This is a genomic window from Mucilaginibacter sp. OK098 (genome assembly GCF_900142915.1).
Classification (GTDB): Bacteria; Bacteroidota; Bacteroidia; order Sphingobacteriales; family Sphingobacteriaceae; genus Mucilaginibacter.
In genome coordinates, this window is record NZ_FRCM01000002.1 from 281,282 (window position 1) to 292,875 (window position 11,594).

11 protein-coding genes are annotated in these 11,594 nt (G+C 37.4%); 6 read left to right on the forward strand and 5 right to left on the reverse strand.

From position 1 onward, the window contains the following. Positions 1-2: 2 nt before the first annotated feature. Positions 3-962, reverse strand: a complete 960-nt coding sequence (locus BUE31_RS08290; protein WP_073402305.1) for a zinc dependent phospholipase C family protein — start codon at positions 960-962, stop codon at positions 3-5. A 270-nt stretch (positions 963-1,232) separates the two neighbouring features. Between BUE31_RS08290 and rpsT the strand changes: the two genes are divergently transcribed. Further along, positions 1,233-1,487, forward strand: a complete 255-nt coding sequence (gene rpsT / locus BUE31_RS08295) for a 30S ribosomal protein S20 (RefSeq protein ID WP_073402309.1) — start codon at positions 1,233-1,235, stop codon at positions 1,485-1,487. A 203-nt stretch (positions 1,488-1,690) separates the two neighbouring features. Continuing rightward, positions 1,691-3,901: a tetratricopeptide repeat-containing sensor histidine kinase gene (locus BUE31_RS08300; protein ID WP_073402312.1), complete on the forward strand. Its 2,211-nt coding sequence runs from the start codon at positions 1,691-1,693 to the stop codon at positions 3,899-3,901. A 2-nt stretch (positions 3,902-3,903) separates the two neighbouring features. On the opposite strand, the gene BUE31_RS08305 is transcribed toward BUE31_RS08300, so the two are convergent. Together BUE31_RS08305 and BUE31_RS08310 are read right to left on the reverse strand one after the other, a co-directional pair. Next, a complete protein-coding gene (locus BUE31_RS08305) occupies positions 3,904-4,410 on the reverse strand; it encodes an outer membrane beta-barrel protein (RefSeq protein ID WP_143167058.1) in 507 nt (168 codons plus the stop codon). Positions 4,411-4,616: 206 nt separating this feature from the next. Then, positions 4,617-5,324 (reverse strand): ATP-binding cassette domain-containing protein, encoded by a 708-nt coding sequence (locus BUE31_RS08310; RefSeq protein ID WP_073402318.1) that lies wholly within the window; start codon positions 5,322-5,324, stop codon positions 4,617-4,619. Positions 5,325-5,618: 294 nt separating this feature from the next. On the opposite strand from BUE31_RS08310, the gene trxA reads away from it, so the two are divergent. After that, positions 5,619-5,939 carry a thioredoxin gene (gene trxA, locus BUE31_RS08320; RefSeq protein WP_073402323.1) on the forward strand — a complete coding sequence of 107 codons (321 nt, stop codon included), beginning with the start codon at positions 5,619-5,621 and terminating at the stop codon, positions 5,937-5,939. A gap of 155 nt (positions 5,940-6,094) precedes the next feature. Continuing rightward, positions 6,095-6,979, forward strand: coding sequence for a DUF58 domain-containing protein (locus BUE31_RS08325; RefSeq protein WP_317042438.1), 885 nt, complete (start codon positions 6,095-6,097; stop codon positions 6,977-6,979). 104 nt (positions 6,980-7,083) lie between these two features. On the opposite strand, the gene BUE31_RS08330 is transcribed toward BUE31_RS08325, so the two are convergent. Then, on the reverse strand, positions 7,084-8,397 hold the full coding sequence (locus tag BUE31_RS08330; protein WP_073402330.1) for a sensor histidine kinase: 1,314 nt from the start codon (positions 8,395-8,397) through the stop codon (positions 7,084-7,086). A 110-nt stretch (positions 8,398-8,507) separates the two neighbouring features. Next, positions 8,508-9,185 carry a response regulator transcription factor gene (locus tag BUE31_RS08335; RefSeq protein WP_073402333.1) on the reverse strand — a complete coding sequence of 226 codons (678 nt, stop codon included), beginning with the start codon at positions 9,183-9,185 and terminating at the stop codon, positions 8,508-8,510. Positions 9,186-9,395: 210 nt separating this feature from the next. Between BUE31_RS08335 and BUE31_RS08340 the strand changes: the two genes are divergently transcribed. Continuing rightward, positions 9,396-10,889 (forward strand): glycoside hydrolase family 130 protein, encoded by a 1,494-nt coding sequence (locus BUE31_RS08340; RefSeq protein ID WP_073402336.1) that lies wholly within the window; start codon positions 9,396-9,398, stop codon positions 10,887-10,889. A 264-nt stretch (positions 10,890-11,153) separates the two neighbouring features. After that, positions 11,154-11,585, forward strand: a complete 432-nt coding sequence (locus tag BUE31_RS08345) for a hypothetical protein (protein WP_073402338.1) — start codon at positions 11,154-11,156, stop codon at positions 11,583-11,585. Positions 11,586-11,594: the final 9 nt, after the last annotated feature.

An 11,594-nucleotide genomic window follows, 5' to 3' on the forward strand; every position in this document is an offset into this window, starting at 1 on the left:
CTTTATTTAGCTAAAACTAATACTTTTCCGCTTCTGTACAAAACCTCTTCTTTTTGAATCTTGCTCTTTTCAGCGTTATCCATGGGCTGTTTGATGAGGTTATTCAAATCAGGCTGACCGGCGTCAACCCAAGCTGAATACCAGTAACTGCCAACCTCCAGTATCGCCGACCGCATCCGGCGCTCAACCATTCCTTTTAACATTTTATGATAAGCACCAGCGTATGCAGCAGAATAGTCCTTGATCTCTTTTTTTCCATGCGCAACCATTGCATACTTCTTATCAGGTGGAAAGGTTTTATTAAGGATCCGTTCAAAGCGTAACACTGTATCAACACTTTTAAATGAGCTGCGGCATATTTTAAAAGCCTCGGTTAACGGGTTTTCAATATACCGGGCCTTACCCACATAATAGTTATACTGGTTGCTAAACAGCTCTGGGATCCGGCTTTCCCATAAGGCATGAATCCCGGTTTGATTGGTTAGCTGCCCGTTATAGTTTTGGGTTAAATGCAGGGGCACATGCGCATCAGCAATGTAATGCCCCAAATTGGCCGATGTATTTAATATTGCAGTAGTATCATGTGCTTTAAAAGCTTTTACCAGCCTGTAATAGTTATATTGAATAGTCCATGGAACAGTGCCATATTTATCAAGCGTATCGACCGTATATTTTGCCGCCGCATCATACCAGTTATGCGGGATCCGTTTAAACGGATCTTTACCATAATGATCAGCATTTAAAAAATGATGGGGAGCCTCAGTAGAATCTACATATCGTCGTTTATCAGCACTAATAGCATGCTCAGTTAAATATTCAATATTACTTTTATAAAAGCCAGACATAGCCTTAGGCAGGGTAAATACTGCAAGCCTGCCTATGCGGTAATGTGCGAAAAAACCCCAGGATGTGAATGTAAGGAGAAGAATTAATCCAATAGCCAGCCTGTAGAATTGTTTCATGTTCAAATATAAAAGTATTGTTGTTGTGTGGTTGTATTGTTTTGTCTGAATCAGAATTTGCAGAATTTTTGAATTAACAGAATCTTGAATCAGAAAGTTAGATGGCCGTTTTCCGTTGAGTTCAACCATAAAACATCTTCCTAACAACTACAACATTTACAACCCTTACAACCTAAATCCAAAAAATAAAAAAAGGTATTTGATTTTATAAATAATCATCCTATATTTGCAGTCCTTAAAATAAAAGAAAAAGAATAACAAAGCTATACAATGGCAAATCATAAATCATCATTAAAAAGGATCCGTTCAAACGCTGCGAAGCGCTTACGCAACAGGTATCAGGCTAAAACCACCAGGAACGCCATAAAAAAATTAAGAGGCACAACTACTAAAGCTGATGCAAGTCCGCTTTTAGTTAAAGTGATATCAATGCTTGATCGTTTGGCTAAAAAGAATGTTATTCATAAAAATAAAGCTTCAAACAACAAGTCAAAGCTTACAAAATTTGTTAATACCTTAAAATAGGTATCAGATATATTTAGTAAAAAGCCTGTTTCCTTACCTGGAGACGGGCTTTTTTATTGGCAAAAATTCCAGATTCTTTCTCTTGAAAAATAATTTAACTTATTTGAAATAAAAACAGAACAAAACAACACTCCTCTTTCGTATAAATGGTTGTATAACAGCCATTCGTAATAAAACACTACTGTAACTAAAACACATAGGCATTGAGGATTTACTTAACCTTATCTTTATTATCCATTACACTTTCAGGGTTTGCCGCCATTGACAGAGGCAGGGTGGATAGTTTAAAAACATTAATTGCCTCGTCAACAAACAAACAGGCGCTACCCGATACCGTAAACATAAACAGGCTAAATATCCTTGCTGCAAACTATTTTGACGCTTACCCGGATAGTACCCTTTTTTATGGGCACAAAAGCATTGAACAATCCCGCAGAATTAACTATAAAGCCGGCATAGCAAACGGACTGGTGCAAACAGGCCATGCAAATTTCTTTAAGGGAAAGTTTCAGCAGGGCCAGCAGGATTTTGATGAAGCCATTGAAATTTATAAAAACATAAATGATTTAAAAGGGCTTAGCAATTGTTATAAACTTTACGGCCGCATGGATAATTTGCTGGCTAAATATCAAACAGCCTTATTTTATTTAAACTTAGCGTTCGACATAAACAAACAACTAAAAAACGATACCGAAATTGCCGATACTTATAAAAATATAGGCATTGTTTATTTTAGCGAAGGCCAAAACTCTACCGCTCTTGATTATTATTACAAAGCATTATACATAACAATTAAAAATAACGACAATAAGGCTTCTGCCGCTATCTATAATGACATTGGCGTTGTTTTACAAGGCATGGAAGTTTACCCCAAGGCGCTTGAATATTATAAAAAGGCACTTAATCTGTTTAAAGGCACAAACGACCTTAATGGCGTTGGAACAGTTAATGAAAATATAGGTGAGGTACTTATTGCGCACAAGGAATATGACCGTGCTATTATTCACCTGTCAAAAGCAATTAAAATTGCCAAAAAACAGGATGATAAGGATGGCATGAGCTCTGTATACACCGATCTCGGTTTGTGTTACGCACATAAAAATCAGTTCATCCTGGCAAAAAGATATCTCGACACCTCTTTACAAATTGCAAGTAAATACAAAATTGTTTATAACAAGGCATACGCTTTAATTGGCTTTGCTACCATGTATAACCTGCAAAAAGATTTTAAAAATGCTTATAAATATGCTACCCAGGGCCAGAAATTGGCAGCGACATTACGCAATTTAGCCGTACGTTCAAGTGCTGCTTTGCAATTGAACAAAACTTTGGCCGGCTTAGGCAAGTTTGATGACGCTTATGAAATGCTAAAACGGTATAATGAATTAAAAGACAGCCTGAATAATAACGAAAGCATTCAAAAGCTAACTTCATATAACCTTGAACTTAGCTTTGCATCAAAAGAGCGGCAGCTTGCACAACAGCATAAAGAAAAAGATGAATCATACAATCAAAGGATAAAACAGCAGCGGTTAATAAATACAGTTTTCTTAACCATAATTGTCGCTATGCTTGCTATTTCAATTGTATACTACAGGCAAAAACGCAAACAACAGAAGATAAACGCAATGCTTGAGGATAAGAACCGGGAAGTGTTGCAGCAAAAAGCCGATCTTGACGACCAGGCCCAAAAGTTAAATAACCTGAACATTTTAAAGGACAGATTAATATCTGTACTGGCGCATGACCTTAGGGCACCTTTAAGCACCCTCAGAGGCCTGTTTAGTTTATTACAGGATGAAACCATAACGCACGAGCAATTGCTTGATATGATACCCAGTGTGTTAAAAAAGCTTGAATACACCTCCGACTTTTTGGATACACTCCTGTTTTGGATAAATAGCCAGATGGATAATTTTGAGAACTCGGCAAAGAGCTTTTATATTAAAGACATTGTTGCGTATGAAACGGAAAACTACTGCGAGCAGGCCAAACTAAAAGGCATTAACCTTATTGATAGCGTTCCGCAGAATGTTATCGCCTCCGCCGATCCTAACTCCATCCGTATAGTTATCCGTAATTTAATTACCAATGCTATAAAATTTTCAAAGCAAAACGATACCATCGAAATTACCGCTATGTTACAGGACGATCATAATTACATCATCTCTGTAAAAGATACCGGCATGGGTATGAGCGATGATCAGCTTGGCAAACTATTTAAGAGCAAGGTTAACAGCAATACCGGCACTAACAACGAATCGGGAACAGGAATGGGGATGCTGTTTTGTAAGGACCTGGTTGAAAAATGCAGCGGAAAAATCTGGGTTACCAGCAAACAGGGCCAGGGCACCAAGTTTTCGTTTACAGTTCCAACAGGCTCATTTACCGAAACCCGCCTTGAAGTAGCCTAATTTTACCAGCCAAACCTGTAGGCAAACCTTATGGCTGTTTGTTGTACCTGGTGTTGCGACCATTTTTCGTACCGCAAGCCAAAATCAACACTGTGTTTTTCATTTATCGGAATTAAAAAACCAGGCCCTATTGAAAACGCAAAAAGATCCTGCTTTAAATAATTGGTTTCTATAGCTGTTCCCAACTCTCCCTCAAAATAGATCCCCTGATTCACATAATATTTCACCCCGGCTTTTAATGGTATAAACCTTGCGGCAGTAAGCGTTTTTGAGTTGGTAAACAAATTACCTTTATAAAAAAAGGTTGAGTAAGCTGCAGTAGCGGTTATAGCTAACTTATCAGAAACAGGAAACTCGCCTTTACCCGATACAGTAAGTCCAATATTATAAACGCTCACATTAGGAATTCCCAATTCAGCACCAATGCTGAAAGCTTTTTTTAGCGGCTCATCCTGGGCCATGATTTGTAAAGAAGAGAACAGAAATATTAAAAATAAAAATCGTTTCATTAATCGGGGGTAATTAAATTTTCATTCTTTTTCATCATCACAAATTGTGATCATGAGGTATGTAATCACAAATTGTGATTACATTGATGCACTTTAAGAGTATGCGGTCACAAATTGTGACCGCATACTCTCATATAATTATTTAAGTAAAGCCATACAACCTTTACAACCACTCAAACCACTACAACATTTACAACTTTACCTCACTACACATTCGTCAACCCGATAAATATATTCTCAAGCGTTTTGCCTTTATTTTTACTTCTTAAGCCTTCAAGGGTATCATCTGCTACTATTTTACCTCTGTTAATGATGATAACCTGGCTGCAAACGGCTTCAACCTCCTGCATAATATGTGTTGAAAGAATAACAGTTTTTGTTTTACCAAGATCCACTATCAGCTGCCGGATACCTATCAATTGGTTAGGGTCAAGGCCAGATGTTGGCTCGTCCAATATCAACACCTCCGGATCATGCAGAATGGCCTGTGCAAGGCCCACACGCTGCCGGTAGCCTTTTGATAGCTGCCCAACCTTTTTATGCTGTTCAGGGCCAAGCCCGGTTTGCTCAATAATATCAGCGATCCGTTTTTGGGGCGATTTCATTTTGTGAATGCCTGCAATAAATTCCATCGATTCCCTTACATACATATCCAGGTAAAGCGGATTACTCTCGGGCAGGTAACCTATATTGCGTTTTACATCTATTGCCTGTGTTTCAACATCAAAACCACATACTGATGCCTTACCTGCCGTTTGCGGAATAAATCCGGTAAGTATTTTCATGGTAGTTGATTTACCAGCACCATTAGGCCCCAAAAAGCCTAACACGCCGGGTTTAGCGCTAAAGCTGATTCCATCCAGCGCTTTTTGCGCCCCATAAACTTTTGTTAGTGATTCAACAACAATGCTCATAGTTCAAAAGTATGTTTTAGATATGAGATGTGAGATATGAGATGTGAGAAATTCAACGTTTTTCAAATCGGGAAATCTTTTAATCCTTTAATCATGGTTCAAACCATCAGACAAAAAATCAGTCCAATCATCATGCAATTGCAACCAAAAAATCATACTATTGTCAACCGAAAATCAAACAATACATTTAGGCAGGCCGGCGATAATTTAATTGTCATATTGTCAGGTATACATTTGCGGCAAGCTATTTGAATAGTATATATTTGTAACACAAAAAATTAAATTTTAGAAATCATGGCTTTAGAAATAACTGATGCAAACTTTGACGAACTCGTCCTTAAATCTGACAAACCAGTATTAATTGATTTTTGGGCAGAATGGTGCGGACCTTGTCGTATGGTAGGCCCAGTAGTTGAAGAAATTGCAAAAGAATATGAAGGCAAGGCGGTTGTAGGAAAAGTTAATGTTGACCATAATCCCGGGATCTCTGTAAAATTCGGGATCCGCAATATACCAGCTCTATTATTCTTTAAAAACGGCGAGATCGTTGATAAACAAATAGGCGCTGTTCCAAAATCTGTTTTAACAGAAAAATTAGCTAAGCAATTAGTTTAATTTTTATTATATTGATTTTAAAATGATTGCACCGGTTAGTATAAGCTGATCGGTGCAATTGTTTTATAAATCAATCTTTTTATAATCGGTGAAATCATTCTATCAATCGGTGTAATCGTACAATAATGTTAAGTGATGACCAACATATAAGACAATTGGCAAACCTCGAGCTGCTGGCCCGACAGGTTGTTGAAGGTTTTATTACCGGTTTACATCAAAGCCCTTTTCATGGTTTTTCGGTTGAGTTTGCCGAACACCGTCTCTATAACAATGGCGAATCGGTAAAAAACATCGACTGGAAACTTCTTGCACGTACCGACAAGCTGTTTGTAAAACAGTTTGAAGAAGAAACCAACCTGCGCTGTTATCTCCTGCTTGATACGTCATCATCTATGAACTTCCCCGACAAAGGGATAAACAAGCTGCAATTCTCCATTTATGCAATAGCTTCGCTTATGCACCTGTTTAAAAAACAACGGGACGCATTTGGCTTGTGCCTGTTTAGTGACAAGGCCGATATAATAACCCAGGTAAAATCAACCACATCGCACTTATTTTACTTGTACGCTGAGCTCGAAAAAGCGTACAACAATCCTAAAATAAATACTGCCACAAACATTACACAGGTGCTGCACCAGGTTGCCGGGCAAATCCATCAGCGCTCAATGATCATCCTGTTTAGCGATATGTTTGAAAATAGCCTGAACCCTGAAAAAATGCAATCGCTGTTTGCTGCTATTCAGCATTTAAAATACAACAAGCACGAAGTGGTTATTTTTAATGTTAGCGATAAACACAAGGAAATTGATTTCAATTTTGATAACCGTCCGCATCAATTTATTGATATTGAAAGCGGCGAACAGGTGCGGGTACATCCAAATAAGATCCGTGAGTCTTATATTTCGTCATTATCACAATACCGCCATCAGCTCGAGTTAAAATGTGCACAATACCATATCGATATTGTTGATGCCTATATTGAAGACGGGTATAACAATGTGCTAAAATCATATCTTATTAAACGGAATAAGATGATATAAAAAAAGCTGTTCTTTTTTCAAAAACAGCTTTATAGGGGTAACAAGGAACTAAAACTTCACACCTCAAAATAACAGAGCAATTATGAAGATTTAGTGAAGTTGTTTTAATTAAAGATAAGCTTTATTGCCGTCCCTTTTTCTCTTACCGATTTTATCTGGATTTTTATATCATGAAACGTGGTTATGCTCTTTACTATAGCAAGGCCTAATCCATAGCTTTCCCTTTCGTCTGTATCCAGTTTTTCAAAACGGTTAAATGCTTTTTCAATTTGCTGGCCGCTCATTCCTGTTCCTGTATCGGCAATTTCAAGTACATATCCTTCAGAGTTTAAGTAGTCTGTAATTGTTATACTGCCCTGCTCGCGGTTATATTTTATTGAATTGTTTATAATGTTAAACAATACGGTGTGCATTAAACTATGATTACCTCTTATTGAGTAGGCATGCTTTATATTATTGCTGAACGTAATTTTGCGGTCCTCCAGCCTATCCTCAAGCTCACCATAAACCTCAACCACAATATCAGCAATGCGGATCTTGTCGTTTTTATTAAACTGCTTATTTTCAACCTTCGATATTAAAAGCAAGCTATTGATAATGCTTTTTAGCCTGTTTAAAGTTTTAAGAGAAGCGAATATTTTGTTCTCGCTATCCTCTTTTAAGTCTTCGTGCGATAATATATTTTCCAGTCTCGAGCTAATGATTGATATAGGCGTAAGCAGTTCATGCGATACATTAGCAATAAATTGTTTTTCAAGGATAAACAGATCAGCTATTTTTTTCATTAAAGTGCTTATGCTGTCATCAAGCAGCTTAAAATCCTGTGTGCTGGTTTCTATCTTTTCATAATCAAAGTTCATTGGGTCATTTACTTTGATCAGTTTCCTGTCAATAATTCTGTAGAACGGAGCCAGCAGGTATTTAGTAAAAATCAAATCGATTACCAACGTAAGCAATAAGGCAACTACCAGCATTAGCAGTGTAAATTGCTTAATGGTTTGCTTTAATTGTATCACCGTATCAAGGGTATCCCCTATTTCCAGCAGGTAACTATGATTTTCGAAATTAAAACGGTAGGTAAGGATAAGGTAGCTATCCGTACTTTTCTCAATGGTTCGTTTTTGAGTACTAAAGCTTTCTGTGGGATGCCTGTCGGGTTGGTAGGGTATTGATTTAAGATATATGTATTCTTCCTTTAAAATATTATAATTGGTAAAACTTTGCTGCTGACTTAATACCTGGCTAATTTCTTTTGATGAAAGGTTTCTTATAAATACATCCTTCTTATTTTTAAGCCTTGATGATAAATGAGCGTAAGTGATCTTCTCCAGCGAAAACAAAATAAGTAAACCGGTAAATACAATAATAGCCAACTTGGTTAAAGTATTATATAAAGCCAGTTTTATTTGTAGTTTCATTTGTGTTAAGTTGATTAAGTTAGATTGGGTTGATTAAGTTGATTAGGTTATTTTTCAATTCATTATTAACCCAATCAACAACTCTCTTAATCAACTCAATCAACCACTCCTTAAATATTAACCCTATACCCAATACTCCTTACGGTTTCAAACCAATCTATCGGTTCAAATTGCGAAAGTTTTTTGCGGAGGTTTTTTACATGCACATCAACAAAGTTCGAATCTGAATTAATCTCCAGCACATCTCCCCAAACATGTTCAGTTAAATTTGTGCGCGATATTACCCTGTTTTTGTTCAGCACCAGGTAGTTGAAGATCTCAAACTCTTTTTTAGTCAGATTTATCCGTTCGGCGTTATAATGCACCGTACGGTTTTGTATGTTCATTTTAAATTCCTTTACCGTTATGTCATTGCTTTCCAGCTTATGTTTACGCCGGGTTATGGCGTGCATCCGGGCTAAAAGTTCATTTAATGAAAACGGCTTTGCCAGGTAATCATCCGCCCCTTGCTCCAGCCCATGGATCTTATCGTCAACTGCGCCTCGTGCTGTCAAAATAATAACAGCGTCGTCACGCTCCTTTAAGCTTTTTAGCATTTGCAGCAGCTCGAAGCCATCGCCGTCGGGCAGGTTCAGGTCAAGCAGTATAAAATCATAGCTATTAACAAATATTTTTTCGCCCGCTGTGGTTTTGGTGCGTGCATGCTCAATAGTAAAGCCCTCATGACTCAAAAACTCATCAATTTCAAGTGCAAGTCCTTTTTCATCCTCTACTATTAATACATTCATAGGCAGACAAGATACTAAAGTTAGTTTTAAGTTGATTAGGTTGGATTAAGTTCATTAAGTTAAATACATTTGCTTCGAAACTTTTTAAAAACACTTGCTTAATCAACCATTTAACTTAATCCAACCTAATCAACTTAGTCAACTAATTTAATAAAATTGCCGCAATCAATTTGTGGGCATTGCTGTTAATGAATAAATGCCATTTTTTATATGAGACTTTCCATTGAGCGTAAACCAATAAGAATAAATCCCGATCCGAAACGTGTTATTGCCAGATTCTTCTTTAATGGAAATGATCGTGCTAAAGAGGTAATTCAGCGGGTTATGAGCATTAGCGAGGATATTGCATTCGGCATTGTTTCGCCTTTATTGCAGGAGTATTCAAAACGGCACAGGAATATTACGCGTGCTTTAAACCGCCATTGCAGCAAGTTGAAGCCCCTTTTTACCGAACTCGAAATTGATTATGATACTTTAACAGTATACAGGAAACTACTGATCGGCTCGTATTTTACCCATGAATATTCTATTGAATCGGCAGCTTTCTTTAACCCGTCAATAGTTGAAGACCCTGACCAAACCGAATTACATGAGGGTCAAAGGCGCGTGATCATCAGTTTCAGGGCCGTTGGTGAAGGGCATATATCATCCATAACCTTTAGACGCGCCTTAATTGACCAGGCAAATAATATTACCGTTTTACCTGCAGGGAGCTATATTGACGAGGCCGAGATTGTTAGGAATGCGGTTTATAATAAAAAACTATTCTTTGACAAAGCAGCCGTTACTCAAATCGATATCAATGTATTAAATGAGCTGGAATCAAAACTCGACCATCATTTTGAGTACGCAAACCTGCGCCGGATAATTATCGATTCGCAAAAGCTGCAGGAAAGCGATATGAAAAAATTGGAATATGATAAGGTATTATGGCTTGCCGACTCGTATTATGAAATTGTTTTTTCATTAGATACCGATATATCTGACCGGGTTATATTCCCGATCTCGGAATATGAGCGCAAAGGCATAGAGGATGCACGGTTTGTACATTTTAAAAATGATGATGACAGCACTGTTTATTACGCCACTTATACCGCTTACGATGGCTCGCTGATAATGCCAAAGCTGCTGCAAACCAACGATTTCTACAACTTTAAAATAATGCCGTTATACGGAGCAGGTGCGCAAAATAAAAACCTGGCGTTGTTCCCGCGAAAGATAAATGGCAAATTTGCAATGATCTCCAGGATAGATGGTTGTAATAATTACATCATGTATTCCGATAAAATAAATATCTGGGAGAAACCCATAATGCTGCAACAGCCCAAATTTAGCTGGGAATTTATCCAGATAGGCAATTGCGGCTCACCCATCGAAACAAAACATGGCTGGATAGTAATAACACATGGCGTGGGCCCTATGCGCAGGTATGTGCTTGGCGCCAGCCTGCTTAAGCTGGATGATCCTGAAGTTGAAATAGGTCGTTTAAAAGAGCCCCTGTTGATCCCTAACAGTGATGAACGCGAAGGCTATGTACCAAACGTATTATATTCATGCGGTGCATTGGTGCACAATGGTAAATTAATAATCCCCTATGGCGTATCAGATTCATCAACTGCCTTTGCCGAAGTTGACATGACTGAACTTATTAATAAGCTTATTGCTGATAAAAAAGAAACCGATAAAGCGGAGAAGAAAAATTGATTTATTAGTCTTTGTACATATGTACTAAAAAGTAAAATCAATTATTAAAACTACTGCACAAAATTCCCCAATAATATACACATTTAATAGCTTTTTAACACTTTATATAATATCAGATGTCCATTTGATATTATACGTCTATTATACGTCACTTTTCTTAAAAAAAGAAGATTTTGGCATAGCCATTGTACATAATAATAGAATGTTATCAGGCATATAATATGCCTATAATAAATATTATATGAAAAAATAAATACTACGGCGATGGATCATTTTAGAGAAATAAAAAATAATTTGACCTGGCATAATGAAGGCAAATTTGAGGTCGAACTTATTAACGGTATAATTACCAAACTTAATTTTTGTGAGCCGGGGAAAGGCCCTGAAGATACCGGAAAATGCCTCACATCAACCAGTTATAAATTTTTACAAGCCGTGCACTCCTGCCTTGGCGATCTGTTTACTTTTATTGAGGAAGAAAATAAGCGCCTTGGCTATAGCTATGCCCGCGAAGGTGAAATTCAACCCTATCACCAGGAAGAAATTACAGAAAACAAATATCCAGGAGCTTCTGAAACCATATTGAGGCCTTTGATAAATTACGATCATCAACCTGAAGTAACAGATACCCCCAAGGAGAATATTGAAAATCGCATGGACAATACCTCAACCGGATCAGATGTAAAAAGTGCTTAAATATATGTG

Coding starts and splice junctions, on each gene's coding strand:
- BUE31_RS08290 (WP_073402305.1), bottom strand. CDS start 962: ATGAAACAATTCTACAGGCTGGCTATTGGATTAATTCTTCTCCTTACA.
- rpsT (WP_073402309.1), top strand. CDS start 1,233: ATGGCAAATCATAAATCATCATTAAAAAGGATCCGTTCAAACGCTGCG.
- BUE31_RS08305 (WP_143167058.1), bottom strand. CDS start 4,410: ATGAAACGATTTTTATTTTTAATATTTCTGTTCTCTTCTTTACAAATC.
- BUE31_RS08310 (WP_073402318.1), bottom strand. CDS start 5,324: ATGAGCATTGTTGTTGAATCACTAACAAAAGTTTATGGGGCGCAAAAA.
- trxA (WP_073402323.1), top strand. CDS start 5,619: ATGGCTTTAGAAATAACTGATGCAAACTTTGACGAACTCGTCCTTAAA.
- BUE31_RS08330 (WP_073402330.1), bottom strand. CDS start 8,397: ATGAAACTACAAATAAAACTGGCTTTATATAATACTTTAACCAAGTTG.
- BUE31_RS08335 (WP_073402333.1), bottom strand. CDS start 9,185: ATGAATGTATTAATAGTAGAGGATGAAAAAGGACTTGCACTTGAAATT.
- BUE31_RS08340 (WP_073402336.1), top strand. CDS start 9,396: ATGAGACTTTCCATTGAGCGTAAACCAATAAGAATAAATCCCGATCCG.
- BUE31_RS08345 (WP_073402338.1), top strand. CDS start 11,154: ATGGATCATTTTAGAGAAATAAAAAATAATTTGACCTGGCATAATGAA.